This is a genomic window from Xanthomonas sp. LF07-6 (genome assembly GCF_034105445.1).
Lineage (GTDB): Bacteria > Pseudomonadota > Gammaproteobacteria > Xanthomonadales > Xanthomonadaceae > Xanthomonas_A > Xanthomonas_A sontii.
Map to the genome: position 1 here is coordinate 1 of NZ_JAXGGI010000022.1, position 25170 is coordinate 25170.

Annotated in this window: 18 protein-coding genes; 6 read left to right on the forward strand and 12 right to left on the reverse strand. The window is 69.2% G+C overall.

The window, feature by feature from the left end; all coding sequences use genetic code 11:
- The first annotated feature begins 813 nt into the window (after positions 1-813).
- A complete protein-coding gene (locus tag SLW56_RS20090; RefSeq protein WP_320695376.1) occupies positions 814-1266 on the forward strand; it encodes a hypothetical protein in 453 nt (150 codons plus the stop codon).
- Positions 1267-1284: 18 nt separating this feature from the next.
- Here SLW56_RS20090 and SLW56_RS20095 read toward each other — a convergent pair whose 3' ends face one another.
- From SLW56_RS20095 to SLW56_RS20105, 3 genes are read right to left on the reverse strand one after another with little or no spacing between them, the layout of a single operon-like run.
- Positions 1285-1839 (reverse strand): DUF4865 family protein, encoded by a 555-nt coding sequence (locus SLW56_RS20095; RefSeq protein WP_295915355.1) that lies wholly within the window; start codon positions 1837-1839, stop codon positions 1285-1287.
- On the reverse strand, positions 1836-2234 hold the full coding sequence (locus tag SLW56_RS20100) for a tautomerase family protein (RefSeq protein WP_267100430.1): 399 nt from the start codon (positions 2232-2234) through the stop codon (positions 1836-1838). The genes SLW56_RS20095 and SLW56_RS20100 overlap by 4 nt, the downstream gene beginning before the upstream one ends.
- Positions 2234-2584, reverse strand: a complete 351-nt coding sequence (locus SLW56_RS20105) for a carboxymuconolactone decarboxylase family protein (RefSeq protein ID WP_267104043.1) — start codon at positions 2582-2584, stop codon at positions 2234-2236. The genes SLW56_RS20100 and SLW56_RS20105 overlap by 1 nt, the downstream gene beginning before the upstream one ends.
- Before the next feature lie 101 nt (positions 2585-2685).
- Between SLW56_RS20105 and SLW56_RS20110 the strand changes: the two genes are divergently transcribed.
- The gene (locus SLW56_RS20110; protein WP_320695377.1) at positions 2686-3594 is read left to right on the forward strand and encodes a LysR substrate-binding domain-containing protein; all 909 of its coding nucleotides are present in this window, start codon (positions 2686-2688) and stop codon (positions 3592-3594) included.
- A 150-nt stretch (positions 3595-3744) separates the two neighbouring features.
- Here the strand turns inward: SLW56_RS20110 and SLW56_RS20115 are convergent, their stop codons facing one another.
- Together SLW56_RS20115 and speA are read right to left on the reverse strand one after the other, a co-directional pair.
- Positions 3745-4860, reverse strand: coding sequence for an acyltransferase (locus tag SLW56_RS20115; RefSeq protein ID WP_320695378.1), 1116 nt, complete (start codon positions 4858-4860; stop codon positions 3745-3747).
- Positions 4861-5063: 203 nt separating this feature from the next.
- Positions 5064-6953 carry an arginine decarboxylase gene (gene speA, locus SLW56_RS20120; protein ID WP_295847726.1) on the reverse strand — a complete coding sequence of 630 codons (1890 nt, stop codon included), beginning with the start codon at positions 6951-6953 and terminating at the stop codon, positions 5064-5066.
- A 351-nt stretch (positions 6954-7304) separates the two neighbouring features.
- Here speA and speE point away from each other — a divergent pair, with 351 nt between their 5' ends.
- The gene (gene speE, locus SLW56_RS20125) at positions 7305-8156 is read left to right on the forward strand and encodes a polyamine aminopropyltransferase (protein WP_017908019.1); all 852 of its coding nucleotides are present in this window, start codon (positions 7305-7307) and stop codon (positions 8154-8156) included.
- Between the two features lie 252 nt (positions 8157-8408).
- Complete coding sequence (locus SLW56_RS20130) at positions 8409-9140, forward strand: hypothetical protein (RefSeq protein WP_295847729.1); 732 nt, start codon at positions 8409-8411, stop codon at positions 9138-9140.
- 162 nt (positions 9141-9302) lie between these two features.
- Here SLW56_RS20130 and SLW56_RS20135 read toward each other — a convergent pair whose 3' ends face one another.
- Complete coding sequence (locus SLW56_RS20135; protein ID WP_010341856.1) at positions 9303-9641, reverse strand: P-II family nitrogen regulator; 339 nt, start codon at positions 9639-9641, stop codon at positions 9303-9305.
- A 176-nt stretch (positions 9642-9817) separates the two neighbouring features.
- Between SLW56_RS20135 and SLW56_RS20140 the strand changes: the two genes are divergently transcribed.
- The gene (locus SLW56_RS20140) at positions 9818-10087 is read left to right on the forward strand and encodes an accessory factor UbiK family protein (protein ID WP_017908021.1); all 270 of its coding nucleotides are present in this window, start codon (positions 9818-9820) and stop codon (positions 10085-10087) included.
- 13 nt (positions 10088-10100) lie between these two features.
- Positions 10101-11624, forward strand: a complete 1524-nt coding sequence (locus SLW56_RS20145; protein ID WP_152238803.1) for a YifB family Mg chelatase-like AAA ATPase — start codon at positions 10101-10103, stop codon at positions 11622-11624.
- Positions 11625-12115: 491 nt separating this feature from the next.
- Here the strand turns inward: SLW56_RS20145 and SLW56_RS20150 are convergent, their stop codons facing one another.
- The 6 genes from SLW56_RS20150 to SLW56_RS20175 all read right to left on the reverse strand — a co-directional run bounded on the left by SLW56_RS20150 (position 12116) and on the right by SLW56_RS20175 (position 25148).
- Positions 12116-13159 carry a lipocalin-like domain-containing protein gene (locus SLW56_RS20150; RefSeq protein WP_267102970.1) on the reverse strand — a complete coding sequence of 348 codons (1044 nt, stop codon included), beginning with the start codon at positions 13157-13159 and terminating at the stop codon, positions 12116-12118.
- Positions 13160-13270: 111 nt separating this feature from the next.
- A complete protein-coding gene (locus tag SLW56_RS20155; protein ID WP_226977771.1) occupies positions 13271-14359 on the reverse strand; it encodes a carotenoid 1,2-hydratase in 1089 nt (362 codons plus the stop codon).
- Between the two features lie 398 nt (positions 14360-14757).
- Positions 14758-15600, reverse strand: coding sequence for an alpha/beta fold hydrolase (locus SLW56_RS20160; protein ID WP_267102971.1), 843 nt, complete (start codon positions 15598-15600; stop codon positions 14758-14760).
- 542 nt (positions 15601-16142) lie between these two features.
- On the reverse strand, positions 16143-22415 hold the full coding sequence (locus SLW56_RS20165; RefSeq protein WP_320695379.1) for a YDG domain-containing protein: 6273 nt from the start codon (positions 22413-22415) through the stop codon (positions 16143-16145).
- A 34-nt stretch (positions 22416-22449) separates the two neighbouring features.
- Entirely contained in the window at positions 22450-24177 is a 1728-nt protein-coding gene (locus tag SLW56_RS20170) for a ShlB/FhaC/HecB family hemolysin secretion/activation protein (protein ID WP_226975057.1), read from the reverse strand.
- A 305-nt stretch (positions 24178-24482) separates the two neighbouring features.
- Positions 24483-25148 (reverse strand): response regulator transcription factor, encoded by a 666-nt coding sequence (locus tag SLW56_RS20175; RefSeq protein ID WP_226977772.1) that lies wholly within the window; start codon positions 25146-25148, stop codon positions 24483-24485.
- Positions 25149-25170: the final 22 nt, after the last annotated feature.

Sequence of the window (25170 nt, forward strand, 5' to 3'; positions counted from 1 at the left end):
GCTTCACCGGGAACGCCCCTGTCGCGGCTGAAGCCGCTCCTAACGGACACCTCCCAGGGGAGATGAGAGGTGCCCTGTCACGGTGCTGCCTGGCCAAGGACGACCGTAAGTGGCCGGACGCGGCGTCCGCCGCGCTGTGGTACGGTTCCAGGCGTCGCCAGCCTTCGCGCAAGCCTCCCGCTCGTTCACAGGAGTGCTTTGCGATGATCTCTCCCGCTTCGCTCGACCACGGCGTCTTCCGCTTCCGGGAGACATCGCCATGACCGACTTCGTCACCGATGCGGCGCAGCTGCAGGACTGCGTGGGCCGCCTGCCCGGTCCGCGCGACCTGAAGGTGATCGACCACCTGGACGCGCATGCGCTGCGCTGGCTGGCCGCCAGCCCCTTGCTGTTCGCCGGCGTCGCCGGCCAGCGCCTGGCATTGAGTGCGGGCAGCCGTGCACCCGGCTTCGCGCGCGGCGATACGCCGCATCTGCTGTCGATCCCGCTGCAGGCACTGGACACCGCCCACGCGCACGTCGGCGCCGGCTTCGGTTCGCTGTTCCTGGTGCCCGGATTAGGCGAAACCCTGCGGATCAATGGCCGCATCGCCGGCGACGACGGCACGCGCGTGTTCGTTGCCGTCGAGGAATGCTATCTGCACTGCGCCAAGGCCCTGCTGCGCGCCGACTGGTGGCACGCGGAGGCACAGACCAGCGCCACGCCGCCGGAGACGCCGGAAGGATTGCTCGCCAGTTGCCGACTGCTGATCCTGGCCACCGCCGATGCCGAGGGCCGCGTCGATGTCAGTCCGCGCGGGGATCGCGCGGGGCCTTGCTGCAAGCCCACCGCGACGCCTGGTGGTTCGCCGACCGGCCGGGCAATCGCCGCGTCGACAGCCTGGGCAACCTGCTGGCGCGGCCGCAGCTCGCGCTGCTGGCACTGCGCCCCGGCAGCGCGCGCTGCGTGTGCATCGAGGGGCTCGCCCGCCCCAGCACCGACGAGGCGATCCGCAACGCGCTCGCCGTCGATGGACGCGTTCCGCATCTGGCGGTGCGGGTGCTGCCGGCGCTCATGGAGGAGACGCACAGCCGCGCGCTCGGTCGTTTCGACCGTTGGCCGCCCGCCGCCATCGCACACGACCTGGACCCGCCGACGATCTTCCGCGACCACGTCCGGCTCAGCGGCGCGCGCGGCGCCCAGGCCACGCTGATGCGCGCGGCGGTCTCGGTGCCCGGCGTGGTGCGCAAAGGGCTGCAGGCCGACTACAAGAAGAACATGTACTGAGCATCCAACGCCACCGGCTCACCCGGCGGCGTCGGTCACGCCGGGCACGCTGAGGTGATGCACGGCATAGCAGTGCGCGGCGGCGTCTTCCGGCGGCAGATCGCGCCACAGATGAAAACGCAGCCGCGTCCATCCCTGCGGTTCGTAGCCGCACACCGTGGCCAGCACGCGTTCGTCAGGCACGTCCATGTCGGCGGTGTCGTTTCCGCAGGCAGGCGATGGCGCCGGAAGCGCGCGGGTGGCGTAGCGCGCCGAGCGCAGCGCCGCGGACGTCCACGCCGTACCGACCATCCACGCCTGCACGGTCGGGCGTCCGAAGGCCTCGCACAGCGCGGCGAACGCGGGGCCGGCGAGGAACGCGTGCATCGCCGCCGCATCGCGCCATAGATAGAACGGCGCATACAGGTTCTGCCGGCCGGGCAGCAGCGGATCGCTGCGATCGGCGACCAGGTAGGCCTTGAACTGCAGCCCCGGCAGCGTGTCGAGCAACGGGCCTTTGTCGGCGATGCGGCGGCGGATGATCGCCATGTCGTAGTCCGCCGGCAACGCGATGCTGTATTGCATGGCGATCATGCCGGCACTCCGCGGGCTGTGATGCCGGCGCGGCCGCCGCCGAACGACCAGTCCTGCGCCGCGGTGGTGACGATGGTGACCATCACGTCCTCCGGCGGAATTCCAGGCGCGATCGCCAGCAGCTCGACCAGGCGCCGATAGAACGCCTGCTTGCAGGCAGCGCTGCGTTCGCGGCCGGCGGTGATGGCGATCAGCACGAAACGATCCGAGCGCGGGCCGCCCAGGTAATGGCGGTCGAACACCAGTTCGTCCGGGTCGTGCTGATGGATGACCTGGAAGCAGTCGCCGGCCGGCACCTCGAAGGCGTCGTGCATGGCCTGGTAAAGGCTGGCCGACAGCGCACGCAGGTAGGCGGGCGCGTGGCCGCGCAGCAGCGAGATACGGGCGTACGGCATCAGCGCGGCTCCGTCATGGACGGCCGCGCCGCGGCAGCGGTGCGCAGCAACGGCAGCGCGGACGCCGCACACGGCCAGCCGGCGTAGAACGCCAGGTGGGTGATGGCCTCGGCCAGGGTGTCGCGGTCCAGACCGTTCTCCAGTGCGCGCGCCAGGTGCAGCGGCAACTGCTCCAGTCGCGACAGGGCTACCAGTGCCGCCACCGTGACCAGGCTGCGCTCGCGCGGCGACAGCCCAGGGCGCTGCCACATCTCGGCGAACAGCACCTCGTCGGTGAGGCGGGCGAAGGCCGGCGCGATGTCGCCGAACGCGGCCTGCGGGGAAGGAAACGGCGTGGATGGGCCGGACATCGGAAGGTCTCGCAGGGGGAACGGGCACAGCCTAGTCGCGCACAACCTTTCGAAAAATCGGAAAATATCGAAACGACCGTCCGGTAAATCAGGATCGACCGATGCGCCCCACCACCTTCGACCTCGACGCGCTGCGCAGCTTCGTCGCCGGCGTGGAGTTGGGCAGCTTCGCCAAGGCGGCCGAGCGCCGCGGGCGCTCCACCTCGGCGATCAGCGCACAGCTGAAGAAGCTGGAGGAGCAGGCCGGGCAGCCGGTGCTGCGCCGCCAGGGCCGCGGCCTGGCCCTGACCGAGGCCGGCGAAGCCTTGCTGGGCTACGCGCGGCGGCTGCTCGAGCTCAACGACGAGGCGGTCGTGGCCCTGCAGGACACGGCACTGCAGGGCTGGGTGCGGCTGGGGCTGCAGGAGGACTTCGGCGAGTACATGCTGCCGGACGTGCTCGGGCGTTTCGCCCGCGCCCACCCGCAGGTGCGGATCGAAGCGCGCATCGCCCGCCACCAGGAGCTGCTGGCGCGGGTGGAGGCCGGGCAACTGGATCTGGCCCTGGCCTGGGACTCCGGCGCGGCCTCGGCGCATCGGCAGGCGCAAGCGGCGTGGCCGCTGCGCTGGATCGCCGCAGGCGGCCGCAGCGCGCCGGACGTGGCCGACTGGAGCGGCGCGGCGCCATTGCCATTGGTGATGCTGGAAGCCCCCTGCCTGCTGCGCACGGCCGCGACCACCGCACTGGACCGCGCCGGCATCCCATGGCGCATCGCCTTCACCAGCGCCAGCCTCGGCGGCGTATGGGCGGCGGTCCGCGCCGGATTGGGCATCACCCTGCGCACCCCCGCCGGGGTGCCGGCCGGACTGGCCCTGCTCCCGCCCGGCGCCGGCGGCCTGCCAGCGTTGCCGGCGCTAGGGCTGAGCCTGCATCGCGTGGCCGCCGTGCCGCCGCCGGCGGTGGCGCGGCTGGCGGAGATCCTGCAACAGCGCCTGCAGGCGGCGCATGCAGCGCTGGTCGGGGATGGCTGAGACGTCCCGCGCGCTTACCTGCCGCCCTTGCAGGGCATCCTCCTGGCGATCAGGACGCCGGCGAGCATGTGGCGCCGCCGCTGGCCACGGTCTTGAAGGATTGCCATCGCTCTTCACCGGGACGTGCCGCGCGGATCGGAAACCGTGCGTTCAACCATGCGCGGTCGCGACAGCCGCGGCGCTGCGCCGCTCGCGCAGGCGCAGGAACGGCCGCTCCACCGCGTAGTGCAGGACAGCCGCGAACAGCAGCGCCATGCCGGCATAGACGGCGAAGGCGAGCGGTCCACGCCCGTCCAGCAGCGCGCCGAACCACGCCTGGGTCAGATGGAACGCCGCCTTGTGGCTCAGGTACAGGCTATAGGACACCGCGGCCAGCCAGGCCGCGCCCGGCACCCGGCAGCGCCCCAGCCATCCCTGGGTGGAGGCGCCGGCGCCGACCAGCAGCGCCAGTCCCAACGACAGCACCGGCCAGCCGATGGCATTGCCGAGCAGGCCGGTGCGGTCGCGGAACAGCCACATCGCCAGCGCACAGACCACGATGCCGGCAAGCGCCACGACGCTGGCGTTACGCTGCAGCCGCTGCCAGTGCTGCGGCCGGAAGGTCTTCAGCACTGCCAACGCCACCCCCGCCAGCAGGCCGTCCAGGCGGTTCCAGGTCGGATAGTAGAGATCCTCGATGAACCAGTTGCGCTGCAGCCCGGCACCGATGCGATCCAGCGCGCTGTCGTGCACCCAGATCGCACTGCGCAGGGCGATGCCGGCCAGCACCACGGCCACGCACAGCGCCACGAAACGCGGCGCCGATGGCCGCCGCAGCATCCACGCCGCCAGCAGCGGAAACACCAGGTAGAAGTGCTCTTCCACGCACAGCGACCAGGCATGCGAGAACGCCTGCTGGTTGGCGTAGTCGATGCCCAGGTTGAGGGTGAAACTGGCGAACAGCCACCACGGCGCGATCCCGGGCGCTTCGCGGAACCCGGGCCATGCCAGGTACAACGCCAGCACCACCGCGTACGCCGGCAGGATGCGGTAGGCGCGGCGCCGGTAGAACTCGCCGTAGCGCAGCGGCTCGCCGCGGGCCAGCGGCGCCAGCACCTGGCCGCCGATCAAAAAGCCGCTGAGCACGAAGAACAGATCCACGCCCATCCAGCCATAGCGCGACAGCCACTCCCAATCCGGGCCCAGCCCACCGACCACGAAGGAGTGGAACAACATCACCCAGACGATGGCGATGGCGCGCAGCAGGTCGAGGCCGGGATAGCGCATCGCAGGGGTTGGCGGTGGGGAGCGCGCAGCTTACTGGCTGCATCGCCGGTTGCGGCGGCAGCCGTCTATCGACGCCCAAGCGATCGCGCCTGGAAGATGCAAGCCGCGGCGCCAGACGGCCAACCCCAAGATTGCGTGCACGGGCGTACCCTCACCCCAACCCCTCTCCCGGGGGGAGAGGGGCTTGAGTGGGTCGCGCGCTGTCAGCCCAGCGGTTCGTCCGACAGGTAGGTGTAGCCGGTCAGGCCGGCCTCGAGCGCGTCGGCCAGTTCCGTGGCCTGCGCGGCCGGCAACTGCGCGGCGGCGACGCGTTCGGCGTAGGCGGCGCGCAGGTCGTCCAAGCGGTAGCCGACGTAGTCCAGCATCACGTCGGTGGTGTCGCCGCGGCGCTGCTGGGCGATGCGGTAGCCGTCTCCATCCACCGCCACTTCCACCGCGTCGGTGTCGCCGAACAGGTTGTGGATGTCGCCGAGGATCTCCTGGTAGGCGCCGACCAGGAAGAAGCCGATGCGGTAGCTTTCGCCCGGGCGCAGCGCGTGCAGCGGCAGCGAGCTGTCCAGGCTTTCGTTCTCGACGTAGGTCTTGACCATGCCGTCGGAATCGCAGGTCATGTCGCAGACCACGCCGCGCCGTGCCGGCGCCTCGTTCAGGCGTTCGATCGGCACGATCGGGAATACCTGGTCGATCGCCCACACGTCGGGAATCGATTCGAACACGCTGAAGTTGACGAAGTACTTGTCGACCAGGCGCTCGTTGAGCTCGTCCAGCACCGGGCGGTGGCTCTTTTCCTCGTGGCTCAGCCGGGCCCGCACGCCATGGGCGATGGCATAGAACAGGTCGTCGATGCGCGCGCGATGGGTCAGGTCGATCTGGCCCAGGGCGTAGCCGCTGAGGCCTTCGGCGTGGAAATGCTGCGCCTCCTGGAACAGTTCCACCGCCGGGCGCTGGTCCAGTTCGGCATGGATCTCGCGCAGGTGGCGAATAGCCGCCGGTTCGTCGTCGTGCGCGTCGGGCACGCGGCCTTCCGGCGCCTGCTCCACCTCGGACACGTTGGCGATCAGCACCGCGTGGTGCGCGGTCATCGCACGCCCGCACTCGGTGACGATGCGCGGCGGCGGCAGGCCGTGCTCCTCGCAGGCGCTGGCCAGCGGCTGCACGATGTTGCTGGCGTAGGAGTGCAGGCCGTAGTTGATCGAGCAGTAGCTGCGCGAGCGGGTGCCTTCGTAGTCGATGCCCAGGCCGCCGCCGACGTCGACGTGGCTGATCTTCGCGCCCAGCTTGGACAGCTCGACGAAATAGCGGGTGGCCTCGCGCATGCCGTTGGCGATGTCGCGCACGTTGGAGATCTGCGACCCCATGTGGAAGTGCAGCAGGTTCAGCGCGTCGGCGTATTCGGTGTCGCGCAGGGTCTTCCACAGGTCCAGCACCTGCCGCGGCGACAGCCCGAACTTGGCCTTGTCGCCACCGCTGTTCTGCCACTTGCCCGCGCCCAGCGAGGCCAGGCGCATGCGCACGCCCAGGCCCGGCTTCACGTCCAGCGCGCGCGCCTCCTCCAGCACCAGCTTCAGCTCCGACGGCTTCTCGATGACGATGAAGGTCTGCAGGCCGAGCTTGCGCCCGATCAGCGCCAGACGGATGTACTCGCGGTCCTTGTAGCCGTTGCACACGATCAGCCCGCCCGGACGCGACAGCGCCAGCACCGCCATCAGTTCCGGCTTGCTGCCCGCCTCCAGGCCGAAGCCCTCGCCCTGGTGGCTGGCCAGGGTGCCGGCCACGCCGCGGTGCTGGTTGACCTTGATCGGGTACACCGCGGTGTAGCCGCCGGCATAGTCCCAGTCGGCCTGAGCCTGGGCGAAGGCCGATTGCAGCTTGCCCAGGCGCTCGCCGAGGATGTCGGGGAAGCGCACCAGCATCGGCAGCTTGGCCCCGGCCGCGCGCGCGGCGTCCACCACCTCCGGCAGCGCGATCGCCACGCCGTCGGCGCCCTGCGGCCGCACCACCACCCGGCCGGCCGCGTCCACGTCGAAGTACCCGTCGGCCCAGTGCGGGATCGAATAGGTCTTGCGGGCTTGGTCGAGGGACCAATCGCTCATCGTGGCGGCTCGGCTGAGGGAAAAAGGGCGTGGATTGTAACCCCTGCTACGCGTGGGGTCCGTTACAATCCGCGCCGTTCCGACGCCCTCGGCTCCTGGTGGAGCCGGGCCGGGTTCGCGGGCGCCTGGCGTGGCTTGAGTGCGCGAGGCCGCGTCCGGAGGGTGCGGCGACAGCATCGGGTAGCTCGGCTGCACGTGCTGCGCCCGACCCTCATCCGGGGAGGTGTCGTAACAGCCTCGTGTGACCTGGCTGCATGAGGCTGCGCCCGACCCTCATCCGGCGCTTCGCGCCACCTTCTCCCGGGGGGGAGAAGGAAACGCTGCATTCTTTTTGCTTTCCTAGGACATTCCATGAGCGCCAACGACAACTGGTACATCGAACACTTCCAGCCCACCGGCTCGGCCATCGGCTACCGCATCACCGGCAAGCTGGACGAGGTGCAGTCGCCGTTCCAGAAGATCGAGATCTACGACACCACCGACTGGGGCAAGCTGATGGTGATCGACGGCGCGGTGATGCTGACCACACGCGACAACTTCTTCTACCACGAGATGATCAGCCATCCGGCGCTGTTCACCCACGCCGCGCCCAAGCGCGTGGTGATCATCGGCGGCGGCGACTGCGGCACCCTGCGCGAAGTGCTCAAGCACCCGGGCGTGGAAAGCGCCACCCAGTGCGACATCGACGAGCAGGTCACGCGCATGGCCGAGAAGTACTTCCCGGAACTGTGCGACTCCAACAACGACCCGCGCGCCGAGCTGCTGTTCGACGATGGCGTGGCCTACATGGCCAACTGCCCGGCCGGCAGCGTGGACATCGTCATCGTCGACTCCACCGACCCGGTCGGCCCGGCCGAAGGCCTGTTCAACAAGGCCTTCTACGAGAGTTGCTTCAAGGCGCTGAAGGACGACGGCATCCTGGTGCAGCAGTCCGAGTCGCCGCTGGCGCTGCTGGACCTGATCAAGGAAATGCGCACGGAAATGGGCAAGGCCGGCTTCGCCAGCTTCCACACCGTGCCGTTCCCGCAGCCGTGCTACCCGACCGGCTGGTGGAGCGTGACCATGGCGCGCAAGCAGGGCGGCTTCGACTTCCGCCAGGACGACGCCGCGGCCAAGCCGTTCGCCACCCGCTACTACAGCGCGCACCTGCACACCGGCACCCAGGTGCTGCCGCCGTTCGTGGCCGAGGCGCTGGGCGGCTAAGCCCCCGGTTCTCTTCGGCATCGGCGCGCGCCTGACGTGCGCCGATGCCGCGGATCGTCGGCGCTGTCGGGGCCCTCGGTAAGGCCGGCCCCCAACGCGTGCGCATCCGAATCGACAGGCGCGCTGCATCGCGCATGGCATCGCCTCGCCGGTTGCCGCGATCGCGCGCTGTAGGCGCCAAACGATGCCGCACGCCATGGCCGGCGCGTGCGACGATGCGCTGGCCTCCATCGCACACACCGCGAGCCTGCCATGCGCTCCCAGACGACGTCGCCGTGGACCCTGTGCGCGCTGGCCGCGATCGGCTTCGTCGTCGCCTGCGTCGCCCACGAAGCGGTAGGCCATGGCCTGGCCTGCCTGGGCAGCGGCGGCACCGTTCGCTGGCTCACGTCGGTGTACTTCCGCTGCCAGCCTGGGCAACCCTTCGTGGATGCCGCCGGGCCGCTGGCGAATCTGTGCGTGGCCGCAGTGTGCATCCTGGCGGCACGCCGCCGTCGCGCGGACACGCCGCGCCTGGCGCTCGCGCTGATCGCCGCCTTCAACGGACTGTGGGGCGCCGGCTACCTGCTGTTCTCCGCGGTCACCAATGACGGAGACCTCGCCTTCGTCCTGCGCGATCTCGCCCTGCAGCCGGCCTGGGCCTGGCGGCTGGGGATGGGACTGGCCGGCGCCTGGCTGTATCTGCAGGTGCTGCGCGCCATCGCCCCGTGGCTGCCGAAAGGCAGGCCAATGCTGGCGGCCTACGCCACTGCCGGCACGGTGGCCTGCGTGAGCGTGCTGTTCCATGCCGGGCCGGTGCTGCCGGCACTGCGCGAGGCGGCGCAGGAAGGCCTGTTGGCACCGATCGGCCTGGTGGTCGTTGCGCTGTCGCGCCGGTCGCGCGCGCCACTGCCGCTACCGTCCAGCCGCGCCACGGTCGTCGTGGCGGTGCTGGTGGTGGCGACGTTCTGGCTCACCCTCGGCCGCGGCTACGGCGGCGTCTGAGTCGGCGACTGACTCGCAGCGTGCCTGACCTATCCAACTGGCCCGCCACGCCTGTAGGGGCGGTTTCAGCCGCGACAGGTTCTATCGGGAACGCCCATCGCGGCTGAAACCGCTCCTACACGACACCATCCATGCCACGGCGATGCAGGCGCGGTGACTGCGTTACAGCGCGTCCGCGTCCAGTTCGCCGGTGCGGATCCGCACCACCGTGCCCAGGTCGTAGACGAACACCTTGCCGTCGCCGATCTTGCCGGTGGCGGCGGCCTTGACGATGGCCTCGACCACGCGCTCGACCTGATCCTCGCTGACCGCCACTTCCAGCTTCACCTTGGGCAGGAAATCGACCACGTACTCGGCGCCGCGATACAGCTCGGTGTGGCCCTTCTGCCGGCCGAAGCCCTTGACCTCGGTGACGGTGATGCCGGCCACGCCCTGCGCGGCGAGCGCCTCGCGCACGTCGTCGAGCTTGAACGGCTTGATCACGGCCATGATCATCTTCATGCGGCGTTCTCCAATCACAATGGCCTCAGGATAGCGCGGTTGCACGATCGACGGCCGTCGGGTTCAATGTCCGCGCGCCCCCAACGCCGGAATTTTCCGACAGCGCGCCGCGTCCGATCCCGATGGTCCCGACCTTTCCGGTGCCGCAATCTGACGCCACCTGCCGGAGCACAGCCATGATCGACCTCAACCATCTCGACGACCTCGCCCGCCGCCTCAGCGATCTGGTGCCGCCGGGCCTGCGCCAATCCCGTGACGAACTGCAGAGCACCTTCAAGAGCGCGCTGCAGGCCGGGCTGGGCAAGCTCGACCTGGTCACCCGCGAGGAATTCGAAGTGCAGCGCGCGGTGCTGCTGCGCACCCGCGAGAAGCTCGAAGCGCTGGAGCGCAGCGTCGCCGCGCTGGAAGCGGCACGCAGCGGGCAGTCGCCCAGTCCCACCGCCTGATCCACCCGCCACCATGAGCCTGGCGCTGGTGCACAGCCGTGCCCGCGCGGGGGTGCTTGCGCCTCCGGTTCGGGTCGAAGTCCATCTGTCCGGCGGCCTGCCGACCACGCAGATCGTCGGCCTGCCCGAGGCGGCGGTACGCGAATCGCGCGACCGCGTCCGCGCCGCCCTGCTCTGCGCGCAGTACGAGTTCCCGGCACGGCGGATCACGGTCAACCTGGCCCCGGCCGACCTGCCCAAGGAGGGCGGCCGCTTCGACCTGCCGATCGCGCTGGGCATCCTCGCCGCCGCCGGCCAGCTTGACCCGCAGGTGCTCGGCCAGTACGAATTCCTCGGCGAACTGGCCTTGACCGGCGAACTGCGTCCGGTCGACGGCGTGCTGCCGGCCGCACTGGCCGCCGCCCAGGCTGGGCGCACCCTGATCGTCCCGGCCGACAACGGCGCCGAGGCCGCGTTGGCGCAACACGTGCAGGCCTACACCGCACGCACCCTGCTGGAAGTCTGCGGCCTGCTCAACGGCAGCAAGACCCTGCCCGCGGCCACCGCGCCGCCCACGGTCGCCGCGCCCTTTCCCGACCTGAGCGACGTGCGCGGCCAGGCGCAGGCGCGGCGCGCCCTGGAGATCGCCGCGGCCGGGCATCACCACCTGTTGCTGATCGGCAGCCCCGGCTGCGGCAAGACCCTGCTGGCCTCGCGCCTGCCCGGGATCCTGCCCGCGGCCAGCGAAGCCGAGGCCCTGGAGAGCGCGGCCATCGCTTCGGTCAGCGGCCGCGGCGTGGATCCGGCACGCTGGCGGCAACGCCCCTACCGCGCACCGCACCACACCGCCAGCGCGGTGTCGCTGGTCGGCGGCGGCACTCATCCGCGCCCGGGCGAGATCTCGCTGGCGCACCACGGCGTGCTGTTCCTGGACGAACTGCCGGAGTGGAACCGGCATGCGCTGGAAGTGCTGCGCGAGCCGCTGGAATCGGGCCAGGTGACCGTGTCGCGCGCGGCGCGCAGCGCCGAGTTTCCCGCGCGCTTCCAACTGGTGGCGGCGATGAATCCCTGCCCCTGCGGCTGGGCCGGCGACCCCAGCGGTCGCTGCCGCTGCAGCGAGGACGCGGTGCGGCGATACCGCGCGCGCATCTCCGGCCCGCTGCTGGACCGCATCGACCTGCACGTGGAAGTGCCGCGGCTGCCGCCACAGGCGCTGCGCGCCGATGCCCCGCCCGGCGAAGCCAGCGCCACGGTGCGCGCCCGCGTCGAACAGGCGCGGCAACGGCAACAGCGCCGCGCCGGCCGGCCCAACGGCCAGCTCGGCCACAGCGAGACCCTGCGCGACTGCCGGCTGCAGCCGCACGATGAAGCGTTGCTGGAACACGCGATCGAGCGCCTGCGGCTGTCGGCGCGCTCGCTGCACCGTATCCTGCGCGTGGCGCGCACCATCGCCGACCTGGACGCCAGCGACGCCATCGCCACCGCGCACCTGACCGAGGCCATCGCCTACCGGCAACTGGATCGCGGCGAACCGGCCCCGGTGGCGCGTAGCGCCTAGGACCGCCGCCACCGCTGGTCTGTGGATCGAACGGATGCGGGCCATGTTGGAGCGCCGCCCGCACCACCTCCGACGCACTCACTCCTCTGCGAGCTTGAGCCGCAGGACGGTGGCCTGTCGTGTGGGTGCGGCTTCGGGGAACCGCCAATAACGACGGGAAGTAGTTTGCAGGAGCGGCTTCAGCCGCGACGGGGCCTTCCCGGCGAAGCCTGTCGCGGCTGACGCCGCTTCTACAAACGACCCGACCAATCCGCAGCCGGCGAACCCTCCCGCAGGAACGCGGCGGGCACCGCGCTCCTGCGGGATGGCGCGCGTGCCCCCTGGCGCGACGCTGCGCCTATCCCGCCCAACCGCGAGGCGGCGGCGGCCTCCTCGGGCCAATCGGCGCGGCCGTCGCCGCGCCGTGCACCACCGCTGCCCACGTCACACACACCGTTGTTCCAGGCGACTATCTCCGCCTGGAACAAGGTTGCTGCGATACGCCGCCTCGTTCAGGGCAGCGACGTGTACGGCTGTCGCCACGGATTGACTTCGACGTAGCTGCGGCCGGTCACGGCAGCGCCGTTGAGCGTGCCGACCACTTGCGAAGCGCCTTCCCAATACGTGCGGTGCCCGGTCCAGAGCATCTCCTGGTCGTCGACCAGCGGCGTGATGAGCAGGTTGCCTTCCGGCAGGATCACGTTCCACTTGGACTCGTAGGTGTAACCGGAGTTCGGACTCGTCCAGGTCGCCAGCCGTTGCAGATCCATCTGGTCGCCGGAGACGGGGGTCGCCACGCCCTTGGACACGCGCGTGCCGTACTTGTTGGTAATGGCGCCAGTGTTGGGGTCCTGAAGGTAATACAGCATGTACTGGGTGTCGTTATCCATCTGGATGGCGAACCAGTTCCAGCCGCCGCCGAAGAAGGAGCCGTTCTCGTCGGAGGCCATGCCTTTCACGAACCACTGCCGGTCCTGCCACGAGGTACCGATGATCTTGATCGGCACGCCGTTGTCGTAGACCGTGCCTTCGGTGTCCAGCGCCGTGGAAGAGTAGTACGCCGAGGTCTTGGCGATGGGACGGTAGTCCACCACGCCGTTGCCGTTATGCAGCACGAACGGCATGTCGCTGCTGGTCTTGAGGTCGATGGCGAAGCGCCCATCGCTCAGTGCGCCCTTGATCGCGTAATTCTGCTGCGACCCGCTGATCGACCAGCCGTTGTTGGCGAAGTTGAAAGAGCCCTTCTGATCGGGAATCTGATCGGTGACGACGCGCTCCTCCACCTTGTGCAGCTTGTTGTTCACGTCGGTGACCGCGAAGTGCCAGGAATAGGTGGCAGGCCCGGACCCGATCGGCCACAACTGGAACACGGTGACCTCGTAGCCGAATTCGCGCTGGGCGCCGCTGGGGTCCACGCCATACAGATGGCCGACGAAATACCACCATTCCAACTGACTGTGGTGCGGACCCTCGTCGCGCGGCAATTGCACCGGCGTGGGTTCTTCGAACACCTGCGCAGCCACGGGTGCGGACGAGAAGCCGCACGCGATGACCATGGCAGCAGCGAGCCAGCCGCGGAAGCGGCTAAACGTTTTTGTTGACAGACGCATTGTGATCCCCTGCAAGATGATGATGGATGTCGTACTGATTGGATGCGACTGGGCACTTCACGGCAGGACGCGCATCCCCCAATCCACGCCCCACGGGTTCATTTCGGCGAATGCCCTGCCGGTGATCGATTTCCCCGCCACCGTGCCGACCACCTTGGCAGGACCCTCGAAATAGAACTTCTGCGTGGCCGGCGCATACAGCTCGGCGTTCTGCAGCGTCGGCGTGATCGTGATCGCGCCGTCCGGCAAGGTGACCTTCCATTGCGCCGGATAGGTGTAGCCGGTGTTGGGGCTCGTCCAGCTGCCGATCCGTTCGAGCTTGAGCGCACTGGGATCGAGCGGGGTGTAGTGACCTTCGGCGGTCTTGACGGCGAGCGCCTGATCGACCGTACCGTCGCCCTTCATGAAGAAACTGATGTTGTATTGGCTGTTGTCGTCCAACGACACGCCGAACCAGGTCCACCCGCTGTTGGCGTCGCCCGGGATGCCGTTGGCCCATTCGTGGTCGTACCAGGAAGTGCCGGTGACCTTGACCGGCACGCCGTGATCCCAGACGGTGCCGCTGGTTGCATTGACGTTGAAGGAATAATACGGCGAGATGAATCCGCCATAGGTTTCCACGCCATTGGTTCCGTTCAAGGTCGGTTTCTGCAGCGCCTGGGTACTGAGGTCGATGGCATAATCCAGATCGACAGGCGCGGCCTTGGCATAATAACTGCCCATCGAACCGCCCATCTGGAAGCCGGCGACGTCCAGATCGAAACGATCCGTCGACGTGGTGAACGGCCCGGTCACCACCTGCTTCTTGAAACGGAAATCGCCGCGATCCAGATCCGAGATCGCGAAATGCGCGTCGTAGATCGGTGCGGTATTGGCGACACCAACGATCTGAAATACCACCATTTCATACGCGTATGAGTGTTTTCCCCCAGATGGATCGGTGCCGTCCAGAAAACCGGTCATGTACCACCATTCGGCCGGCTGGCGATGCGACGCTTCGTCGTGTGGGAGCGAGATGCTTGTTTCGATGGGTGGAAATGTCCCGATCGCCTGCGCGGACGCGGCGGGCGCAAGCAGCGTCGCGGGAAACGCGAGAGCGGCGATCGCGAAGGCATGCACGAGTTCGTGCATCCGAATCATTTTCATGACGGAATCCCCTGAGTAGCATTAAGTGAGTACCGACTGCAGCTGTCGGGCTTGCGTGGAACGCGATGACGTTTTGTGCAGTGCAGCGATGTCGCGTTCGATTCAAATCTATTGCCGCCGTTGTGGCTGTCAATGATTCAATTTTAAATTTTTCAATCCTGCAACGCAGGTCTCATCATGACAGCGCATGACGCTCAATCGGCGTCGGCGGCAGCGGGATTTATAACCAATTTCCGACAATCACCGCAGACGATGCGCAAATCGCAGAAAATTTCCCCATACTTATTTTCCGCAATGCGCACGGACGTTCCGTGCATAGAAATCCGCCGGTCACGCTTCCTGTCCAAATAATCGTCCAGTGCAAAATGTTCCACGCCGCGGCATCCGCGAGCAGAGCCTCAAAGCATCCGGTCGGCCGCGGCCACCGCATCGGCGATCAAGCCGTTGCAGCGGCGCGCATGCGTGAAGGTCATGCCATGGGAGGCGCCGGCGAGTACCTCATGGCGCACCTGCGGCAGCCAGGCCGCCAGGGCGGCGGCGTTGTCGCGGTACTGGGCCGGACTGCGTTCGCCGGCGACCAGCAACACCGGCATCGCCAGGGTGGCGGCCTGCTCGGGCCGGTACGCCGGCAGCACGTCGGCGATCTGCGGCACCAGGGTCTGCGCGTTGTCGCGAACCATCTGCCGAAAGCTTGCGCTGCTGCGCGCCCAGGCGCCGGGCTGGCTGACCGAATCGACGAAGCATTCCAGGCCGGCCTCCACCTGGCCACCCTGCAGCAACGCGATCGCTTGCGCGCGGACCGCCTGAACGTCGGCCGGCAGGCCCTGCCGCTGCGGGCCACCCGGATCGAACAGGGTCAGGCTGGCGATGGCATCCGGCCGCAACAGCGCCGCCTGCCAGGCCACGGCGGCACCACGGGAATGGCCGACCAGATGCACCGGCCGCGCTTCCTCGGCGATGAAGGCGGCGAGCTGCTGCGCATGCCAGCGCCAGCCGAACGCATGCCGCGACGCCGACGGCAGCCGCGGGTAGTACTGGCCCAGGCTCAGCGCGCTGAGCTGGAAGCGGTCGGCTAGGTCGCGCAGTTGTGGCGCCCAGTAGCGGTAGTCGCACAGGGCCCCATGCACCAGCAGCACCGGCGCGCCCTCGCCCACCCGCAGATAGGCCAGCGCATCGTCCGCGCCGAGCCGGCGGACGGCCGGCTTGGGCAGGGGCGTGCGCGAACTGCTCGTCGCGATCATGCGTGCGACACCGCGACTACCGCCAGCGACGCCGACAGCCAGCGGCCAACAACACCATCGCCGCGCAAGCAACACGCCGTTTGCGTCGAAAGGGAAGTGGGGAAGCGCTCGGCATCCCGATACGATAGCCGTATCGCCCCGGCGCGGCGACACTGCAGCGATGGGCGGCACAGCATCGCGCTGGCCGCGCGGCACACGCACCGGAACGGCGGCGGCAGCCTCCCACCCACAAGGCTGCCAGAGCACACTCCCGCATGAGGGCTTGTGCGACGCAGGGTCGCGCCGTGTCGCACCCTGCATGCATCAGGCAATGACACCTACAGAATGTGGCGCGTCCGCGGCGCGACGATGGCGAGGCGATGACCTTGATCTCACCGCAAGGGTGCTCCGCGCTTGCCACCATCGCACCGCGGACGCCGCTGCCTCCGCCTCAGGCGCATCACCCGCGCCGAGACGGTCGAACCCGGCCTGGCCTTTCCCCCGATCAGCCAGGCCGCCGGGACGCAGAGGCGGCAGCCACCCCTGTGTCCCTCGCCACTGCGTCAGTCGACGAAGCTCAGCACCAGCGCGCGCACCTGCTGCACCGACACGCCCGCCTGCTGTTTCAGCGCGCCGAGCGCGTAGGCGCTGAGCGTTTCGCGGTCCATGCGTGCGGCCGAACGCGGCGCCACCACGTGGAGCGTGCCGTCTTCCAGCAGGGACAGGCGCAGCGTAGCGTTCTCGTCCGCATCGACGGCCACACTGGTCTGGGCGCTGGCGCGGACGTTCTGCTGCAGGTTCGGTGCGGTCGGCGCGCTGCCGTCCAGCGGGTGCAGCGCCAGGCTGCTGCCCAGGTCTTCCACCCGCAGGCGGCCCAGCGCACGGCCTTCGCCGTCGAACACCGTCAGCACCGCCACTTCAGGCTGCGCCAGGGTCTCGCCACCGGTAGCGAGGCTCACGCCGGCACCGTTGCGCAGCACCTGCTCCATCGCCACATCGCCCGGGGCACCGCCGCGCTGGCCGGCACCCTGGCTTGCGGCGCCAGCACCGCCCTGGGCATCGGCGACGTTGCCTGCGCCGTTGCCACCGGCATTGGCGCCCGCCGAGCCGGTGGCACCGTCGGCCGCGGTGGTCCCGGTGCCCGTGCCGATCGCAGCGCCGACAGTGCCGCCGGCACCGCCCGAACCACCGGCGCCGCCGCCAAGGCCGCTGCCGCTGCCACCGGCGCCGCCACCCGATACCGTGCTGCCGGTGCCGGTCGGATCGAGCGAGGTTCCACCCAGCCGCGGTTGCGCCGATGCGCCCAGTTCCCCCATCGCGACGGCCGCTGCCGAAATCGCGCCCGCCGCCGTCAACGAATTGCCGTCGGCGGTGCCGCCCGGCTGCGTGCCGTTGCCCCCCATGCTCGGCTGCGAAACCGCGTCCACCGCGTTGCGGCCCGGCAGGTCCTCGATGCCGGCGACGGTCTGCTGACGCGCGTCGGTCAGGCGGTAGTTGCCAGCGTCGGCACCGCTCAGGGCCAGTGCGATCTGCACCGTCTTGCCCGCCGCGGCCGAGGCATTGTCGTACTGACCCCGACCCTGCAGCGCGACCTCGTCGCCAGCGACCACGCCACGCAGCGGCGGCAGTACCAGCACCGCGTCGCTGCCGCCGTCGAAGCGCTTGTCCAGCACGGCCACATTGCCGACGGTCAGTGCCTTCGCCGCCACGTCGCCGCGCGACTGCAGGCTGGTGTTGACCAGGCGATAGTTGCCGGCATCGCCACCGCGCAGGTCCGCGGTCACGTCCACGCGCTTGCCGGTGCCGGAGTTCTTGGTGTCGTAAAGGCCCTGCAAGATCAACGCCACGTCGTCCCCACCGACCGTGCCGACCAGGCCGCTGCTACCGACGGTGGCGGTCCGGTTGCCGTCGTACACCTTGGCGGTCACGCTCAGCGTGCCGGCGTCGATCGTCTTGGGCGTGATGTCGCCGCTGGACTGCAGGCGCGTCGCGAGCAACTGGTAGTTGCCGGCGTCGCCACCGCGCAAGCCCGCGGTCACGTCCACCCGCTTGCCCGTGCCGGCGTTCTTGTCGTCGTACTGGCCCTGCAGGACCAGTGCCACGTCGTCCCCGCTCAGCGTGCCGACCGGGTCGTTGCTGCCGACGTTGGCGGTGCGGTTGCCGTCGTACACCTTGGCCGTCACGCTCAGCGTGCCGGCGTCGATCGTCTTGGGCGTGATCGAGGCGGTACTGCCGCGCGGCGTCGAGGTGGCCACGTCCATGACGTAGTTGTCGGCATCGGTGCCGCCGAGTTGTGCGGCGACCACGACGCTCTTGTTGTCGCCGACGTTCTTGTCGACGAACGCAGCCTGGGTGGCGACGGACACATCGTCGCCGACGACGGCATTGCCGAGCGTGGCGTTGCGCACCTGCGCGCCGATCCCGCCGTCGTACACCTTGCCGGCGATGTCGACCGCCACCGTCAGCGTGCGCTTGGCGATGTCGGCATAGGCCGTGCTGTCGACCAGGTAGTTGCCTGCATCGTTGCCGCCGAGCGCGATGCCGGACACGGTGACCTGCTTGTTGACGCCGGCGCGCTTGTCGGCGAACACCGCGCCGGATGCACCGGCGAAGCGCACGTCGTCGCCGCTCACCACGCCGCTCAGGGCCGCCGACCCCAGGCTGGCGATTGTGGTGCCGTCGTAGACCTTGCCCTGGATCGAGCCGGCCCCCAGCTGCAGCGTCTTCTGGCTGATCGTACCGATGTTGGCACTGGCGCTGGTGCTGGCCAGACCGTAGCCGTACACGCGCACCGCGCCGTTGCCGGCGTGGTCCACGCTCAGGCCGTCGACGGTGACCGCCTTGCCGTGGCCGACGTTCTTGCTGTCGTAGTGCGCGGCGGTGCCGGTGACGACGACCGTATCGCCGTCGATCGCACCGCTGCTGGCCGTGTAGCCGATCCCGCCCAGTGCGGCAGCGGCATTGCCGTCATAGGTCTTGCTGGCTGCGCCGGTGAGGGCGACGGCAACGGTCGGAGCGACGCGGTAAAGGAAACCGCTGCCCGCATCCAGCACGGTGCTGCCGGTGCCGGCGTTGTACTGCTTGAACTGCGGCGTCAGACCGCCGCGGGTGTCATTGAGCGGCGAGATGGAATACACCAGCCAGCGGCCATTGCCGGTGCTTACGGCGCTGCTGCCTGCCTGATTGATGAAGTTGCGGCCGGCCGCCAGCAGCACGCCGGTCTGTCGCTGCGCGGCATTGCCCGCGCTCACCGCCTGTTGCAGCGTCAGGTCCGCGCTGGCGCCGGTCAGGCGCACGTCCACCGCGCCGGTGGAGGCGATGCCGGCGAGGCCATCGACACTGCCGACCAGCAGGCTGCCGTTGTTGCGGAAAGTCAGGTCGCCGCTCTGTGCCGCGATCGCGTTCACCAGGGTACTGGCGGAGGTCAGCGACACCGCGCCGCTGGAGCGCAGCGCCAGTGCCGCGGCGGTCAACGCGCCGCTGCCCTGGATGCCGGTGCCGGCGACGTCGTTGAGCGACAGCGTCTGCGCGGCGCTGATGCCGTGGTTCAGGCTCAGGCCGCCCTGCGCGGCGCTGAGATAGAGGCTGCCGCCGCTCACGCCGACGTCGTCGGTCTGCTGCAAACGACGCGCCTGCACCTGCATGCGGTTGCCGACGGCGACGTTGAACGCCCCCATCGTCACGTCGTTGCCCGACGCATCCACGCGCAACGTGCTCACGCCGTTGAAGCGCGACAGCATGCTGCCGCTCAGGACAGTGCTGCTGCCGCCGAACGCGAACGGGTTGCCGCCGGACACGGCGAAGGCCACGGTAGCTGCCGTCTGATTGCTCAGCGTGGTGCTGGCCCCATCGAAACCGGTGCCGGCAGTGGCGGCGAGGGTGGCGGCGCTGTTGTTGAAGTTGATCGCGCTGTTCAGGCCCAAGGTTCCTGTCGCGTTCAACCCCACCGTCCCGGTGGTGCCGGCGCGCACATTCAAGCCGGTCAGTGTGTCGGCGAGACCCAGGCCCCAAGTGGCGCTGGAACTGGCGATCTGGGTGGCGCCGCCCACGTCCAGCGCCAGCGTGGTGAAGTTGAAGGTACTGTCGCTGAGGGTGGCGCCAGCGCCGGCGGTGACCGCCAGTTTGGCCGCAGATACGCCGCCGTTGACTCCCAAGACGCGTTGGCCGCTCTTCAGGCTCACGGTGCTGGCGCCAGTGACGATGTCGCTGTCGAACACCAGGTCGCCGCCGTCGCTGCGGCCCACTTCCAGCGTGGCCGCGTTGACCTGGCCGATCGTCGCGTTGCTGAGCCCGGTGCCCAGATGCAGGGCGTTGGCCGCGGTCATCTGCCGGATCGTGACCTTGCCGTTGCCGCCGTTGGCGGTGACATGCTGGCTGAGGTTGATGGTGTCGCCGGTCAGGATCACGTCGCCGGTGCTGTTGCTGAGGCTGCCGGCGGTGATGTCCAGGGTCTTGTCGAGCAGTTCGAAGCTGCCGCTGGCGTTGAAGTTGTAGTTGCCGGAGACGCTGATGGTGCCGGTGCCGTCGGCGCGGCCGATGGTCAGGTTGCGGATGCCCGGCAACTTGTTCAGCGTCGCCGCAGAGGCGAAGCCGTTGGCGTCGCCCAGCACCATGTTGACCGAAGGGTCGTACGGCTCCAAGCGCATCGACGCGGTGCTGAGGTTGTTGAGAGTCGACGAGCCCCAGTCGATCTTGTTGGCGCGCAGCACCAGCACGCCACTACCGGTATCGAGATTGACCGGTACGTTGCCGAACACGATGTTGCCGCTGGTGTAGATGCTGGCGCCGCCCTTCATGGTGAAGGCGGTATCGATGTTGAAGTCGCCACTGGCGTCGATCAGGCCGTTGAGGATCTTCTCGCCGCTGGTGTAGCTGCCATCGGCCTTGAACAGCACGCGCCCGGCGCCGAGGGTCATGTTGGAGTTCAGTGTCACCGCGCCCTGCCCGGTGGACAGGTACACGTTGCCGCCATTGCTGAAGATCGGCGAGTTCAGGGTCAGGTCGCCGCCACCCATGTTGTCCGAGTCGCCCCAGATGCGCACGTAGCCGCCATTGGTGGTCAGCGCGCCGCTGACCGAGATGCCGTCGGCGCCGTACAGGGTGATCGAGCCGGCGCCCGGGGTACCGTTGCCGTTCTGGGTGACGTCGTGGGTCGGCAGCGTGCCGGGATTGGTGCCGGGGCCATGTGCGATCAGGTTGCCGATGCTGCTCAGGAAGCCGGTGTTGGTGCGTCCGCTCTGCATGTAGATGCTGCCGGTCCCGAACACTTCCACCGTATTGGTCGGATTGGCGAAGCTGATGGTGCCGTTGGTGTTCTCCAGACGCAGGCTGACATTGTTGGCCATGCTCAGGCGGCCGTTGCCGCCGTTCAGCGACAGGTCGCCGAAGGTGATGCCATTGTCGGCCACCAGCATCACGTTGGCGTTCTGCGCCTGCAGGTCCCGCACGTATACCGTGCTTCCGCCCAGGGAACCGATGCCGGTGCCGCCGCCTTGGATGCTGATGGTGTCCGGATCCAGCAGCAGGTCGCCCATCGCGCCGTTGGCCGCGCTGGCATCGGTGCGGCCGCTGTAGGCGAGTTGCTGCTTGCCGGAGACTTCGGCGCGGCCGCCGTTGCCGCCTTGCGCGCCACCGCGCACGGCGATGCTGCCGGCGAACCGGGTGTCGCCGTCGGACCAGACCACCGCTTCGCCGCCGTTGCCGCTGCTGCCGGCGCTGGCGTCGAGCGCGACGCTGGCATCGGCCTCCACGTGGGTGGCGTTACGCAACGCCGGATCGTGCCCCTGCCAACCGCCGCCGACGTGGATGGCGCCACCGCCGGTCGCGCCGCTGGCATCCAGGCGCGCGCCGCCGTCCAGGCGTAGCTGCTGGCCTAGCACGTCGATGCGGCCGCCCTGGCCGGTCGCCGAACTGGCGTCGAGGCGGCCGCTGACGTGGACCTGGCCGGCGTCGCCGCCGTCGAGCAGGATGCGACCGCCATGCGCGCCCAGCGAGGTCGCTTCGACCACGCCATCCATGTTGATGACGCTGGAGCGCAGCGCGCTGGCGCCGGCGGCGCTGAGCACCACGTTGTTGCCGCGGATGGTGCCGCTCTGCGCCAGTTCCGCCTTCAGCGCGTCCTGGGCGACCGCCAGCGACAGCAGGCCGTCGCTGCCGAAGTCCACCGCAACGCGATCGCCTGCGGCCAGGCCGACCCGGCCCGCCGCGATGCTGCCGGTGTTGCTCACCGCCGGCGCCAGCAATGCCACCACGCCGCCGTTGGCGCGGATCGCGCCGTCGTTGCGCACCGCGCCGGCCGCACCGCTGGCGACGAAGCGCGCGTGGCCGCCCAGGAAGTCGCTGTCGCTGATGCCAAGCGAGCTGACCAGCAGCCCGCCCACGTCCACCTGCGCGCCCTTGCCGAAGTACACGCCGTTGGGATTGACCAGCCAGACCTGGCCGTTGCCGCTCAGTTCGCCCAGCACCTGGCTGGGCGTACCACCGAGCACGCGGTTCAGCGCGATGGCGGTGCTGTCGGGCTGCTCGAAGCGCACGCTGGCCTGGTTGCCGATGTCGAAGCTGTTCCAGTTCAGGATCAGCCGCTGGCTGTCCTGATGCACGGTCAGGTTGGCGCCGTGCTGGTCCAGGTGCGCATTGCCGGCGGCGATCTGCGCGCCGTCGGGCAATGCGCCAGGATCCACGGCATAGGCCGACAGCGGCACGCTGCCGATGGCGATCGCGGCGGCGGCAGCGCGCACCACGGTGCCGCTGCGCTTGCCGCGGCGGCGGGAAATCTCGGCGGCGACCACGTAGGCGCCACGCAGTTCGTCCCAGATCAAACGGTAGATGTGATTCATGCGAATCGTCCTCAGAAGGCGTGGAGTGGCGGCGTCAGAAGCGCAGGCTGGCCTGCAGCCACAGGTAGTGGTCGTCGCGCAAGCCGTCGGCGTTCAGGCCGGCGGCGCTGCGGCCGGGGTTGTCGCCCAGCCGGTGCGCCCAGGCACCGCGCAGCGACCAGCGCTCGCCTTGCAGGTTCAGGCCGATACCAGCGCTGGACAGGTCATACGCATTGCCCGACCACGGCATCACCGATCCCGCCCACGGATCGATGTGCTGACGCACGTGGCCGTGATCGGCGAACAACAGCGCCTGCGCACGCACGTGCCTGGCGACGAGGAAATCGCGGCGCAGCTCGGCATTGACCAGCCAGCCGTTGTCGCCGCTGCCTTCGCCGACCGCATGCCCGCGCACCCCGGACGGGCCGCCGAGCAGGAACTTCTCCGATGAATCCAGGTTCTTGCTGGCGAACTGGCCATTGGCACCCACGTACAGACCCCAGTTGCTCAAGCCGCCCAGGCTCTGATTGCGCTCCACGCGCCAGACCAGCTTGTTGTAGCTGCCGCGGGTGCGCGCGCTCAGCCCGTCGGCGATGCGGTCGGCCGCGTTGTCCAACTCCACACGGCCGGCGACCCAGCCCAGGCTGGCGCCGAAGTAACCGCCGCCCCACCAACCGTCCCAGGCGTTGCCGCTGAGCATGGTGGTGAGCCGGTCCAGATTGCGCTCGCGCAGGACCTGGCCCAGCGCCTTGTCGACCAGCTCGCGACGCTCGGCGTCCATGCTGATCCACAGGCTGCGCTTGCGCGTGCGCAACAGCGGATAGCTGAGGCCGGCGCTGACGGTACGCGCGCTGCCGCGCAGGTCCAGCGGCTTGAACTCGGCGCCAACCGCGTAGTGCATCGACGAGGCGGCGACGTTGGCGCGCAGACCCGACGGGGTCAGGCCGATGGCGTAGTTCAGACCCAGCAGATCACTGCCGCTGCTGTGGCTGAGGTTCACGCCGAGCAGGTCCTCGTGCTCGAACGGCCGATTCACCGCGCCCCAGGCGCTGCTGCGCCACGCGCCGGTGTAGCGGTTGGCGAAGTTGTCCACGCTCGCGCCGCCGATCCACGCCGGCGCACTATCGGCACGGATCAGCAGGCGGCTGCTGCCGGGCTCGGCGCCCTTTTCCAGCGTCGCACGCGCGCTCACGCCTGGCACGTCGTTGATCAACAGCAGCGCGCGCTCCAACTGGTCGTTGCGCACCGGCCCTTCGGGCAAGGCCGCATCGGCGATGCCGGTCGCGCGGGCGCGCAGCGCGGCATCGTCGGACAGCACCTGCACGCGGCCGGGCGCGTTCTGCAGACGCCCGATCATGATCGCGATCTCCAGCTCGCCGTTGCTCAGGTCCTGCCGCGGCAGATAGGCGCGCGCCAGCAGATAACCCTGCGCCTGCAGCGCGGCACTGACCCGCTGCGCCAGCGCCTGCAACTGCGCGTGGGTCAGCGACTTGCCCAGCGCATCGGCAACCACCGCCTGCAGCGCCTGCGTGTCGATCGCGCCCTCGGCTCCGCTGAAGCGGACGCGGTCGATGCGTGCGCTGAAGCCGCCATCCGGCGCATCGGGCAACGGCGCCTGCAGCAACGCGGCCGCATCGTCGGCCGGCGGCTGCAACCGTTCCTGGCGCTGCTGCTGGTTGAGCAGCGAACCCGCGTCCGGCGGCGCCGTCTGCGCAAGAGCCAAATTGACAGCGAGTGGCAACGAGCCGAGGCCAAGAAGCTTGGCCAGCCGCGTGGTATTCATGCAATGTCCCCGTGTGGTGCGCAGAACGCGCCCTTGTTGATCGGCGCCATTCTGGAGATCACGAGGGTGTGAAAACTTACGAGTTCTGACACGCCCGCGTAACGTCAGAAGACCGCATACGCATCCCGCTCGCGCCGCAGAATTGCAGGCTTTTTCGGCGGATTTTTGGCGCACTCAAACGGTCGGCGCCCGGCACGCCACCCTCATCGGCGGCGGAATTCTGACGCGCATCGCCGGCGCCACAGCGTGCGCGCACTCGATTGCGCAAGATCGCCATCGCACGCTCGCCTTACGGTGTGGCGCAGTCACTCCACGCGCACGGGCTCGGTCGTCAGGTAGCCGCGCGCGTGCTCGGTGCGGATCGGCAGTTCTTGGCGGCAGGCGTCGCGGCAGCGCCGACGCAGCCGGCTGATCAAGGTGTCGAGGCGACGCTGGTCGAAGGACATCCAGTCCCAGCCCAGCGCCTCGGCCACCTCGCGGCGGCCGGCCATCTCGCCGGCGCGCACGGCCAGCACCCGCAACAGCGCGAACTCGCGCGCGCTCAGTTCCAGACGCGCATCCTCCGGCGTGTACAGGCAGCATTCGCTGGCGACCAGACGCCAGCCGCGCGGCAGCCGCCGCAACAGCGCACGCACGTGCGCCGCCAGTTCCGCCAGGCGCACCGGCTTGACCAGATAGTGGTCGGCCCCGTTCTCCAGGCCATGGATGCGGTCCTCGCTGGCACCGCGTGCGGTCAACATGATGATGCCGACGCCCGGGGAGGCGCTGCGCAGGCGCTCCACGATCTCCAGGCCATCGGCATCGGGGAGCCCGCGATCGAGGATCACCACGTCGAAGCGCAGCCCGGCACTTGCGGCGAAGAAGGCCGCGGCCGAGCCAGCGGATACCACGCGGTGTCCGGCGCCGACCAGATAACTCTGCAGTTCCTCGCACAGATCCACTTCGTCTTCGAGCAGACCGATCAATGCCATGTCAGCGTGCCTCCCCGGCGCG

Coding starts and splice junctions, on each gene's coding strand:
- SLW56_RS20105 (WP_267104043.1), bottom strand. CDS start 2,584: ATGTCCGGCCCATCCACGCCGTTTCCTTCCCCGCAGGCCGCGTTCGGC.
- speE (WP_017908019.1), top strand. CDS start 7,305: ATGAGCGCCAACGACAACTGGTACATCGAACACTTCCAGCCCACCGGC.
- SLW56_RS20165 (WP_320695379.1), bottom strand. CDS start 22,415: ATGAATCACATCTACCGTTTGATCTGGGACGAACTGCGTGGCGCCTAC.
- SLW56_RS20115 (WP_320695378.1), bottom strand. CDS start 4,860: ATGCGCTATCCCGGCCTCGACCTGCTGCGCGCCATCGCCATCGTCTGG.
- speA (WP_295847726.1), bottom strand. CDS start 6,953: ATGAGCGATTGGTCCCTCGACCAAGCCCGCAAGACCTATTCGATCCCG.
- SLW56_RS20150 (WP_267102970.1), bottom strand. CDS start 13,159: ATGGTCATCGCGTGCGGCTTCTCGTCCGCACCCGTGGCTGCGCAGGTG.
- SLW56_RS20145 (WP_152238803.1), top strand. CDS start 10,101: ATGAGCCTGGCGCTGGTGCACAGCCGTGCCCGCGCGGGGGTGCTTGCG.
- SLW56_RS20130 (WP_295847729.1), top strand. CDS start 8,409: ATGCGCTCCCAGACGACGTCGCCGTGGACCCTGTGCGCGCTGGCCGCG.
- SLW56_RS20100 (WP_267100430.1), bottom strand. CDS start 2,234: ATGCCGTACGCCCGTATCTCGCTGCTGCGCGGCCACGCGCCCGCCTAC.
- SLW56_RS20110 (WP_320695377.1), top strand. CDS start 2,686: ATGCGCCCCACCACCTTCGACCTCGACGCGCTGCGCAGCTTCGTCGCC.
- SLW56_RS20170 (WP_226975057.1), bottom strand. CDS start 24,177: ATGAATACCACGCGGCTGGCCAAGCTTCTTGGCCTCGGCTCGTTGCCA.
- SLW56_RS20175 (WP_226977772.1), bottom strand. CDS start 25,148: ATGGCATTGATCGGTCTGCTCGAAGACGAAGTGGATCTGTGCGAGGAA.
- SLW56_RS20160 (WP_267102971.1), bottom strand. CDS start 15,600: ATGATCGCGACGAGCAGTTCGCGCACGCCCCTGCCCAAGCCGGCCGTC.
- SLW56_RS20140 (WP_017908021.1), top strand. CDS start 9,818: ATGATCGACCTCAACCATCTCGACGACCTCGCCCGCCGCCTCAGCGAT.
- SLW56_RS20095 (WP_295915355.1), bottom strand. CDS start 1,839: ATGATCGCCATGCAATACAGCATCGCGTTGCCGGCGGACTACGACATG.
- SLW56_RS20135 (WP_010341856.1), bottom strand. CDS start 9,641: ATGAAGATGATCATGGCCGTGATCAAGCCGTTCAAGCTCGACGACGTG.
- SLW56_RS20155 (WP_226977771.1), bottom strand. CDS start 14,359: ATGAAAATGATTCGGATGCACGAACTCGTGCATGCCTTCGCGATCGCC.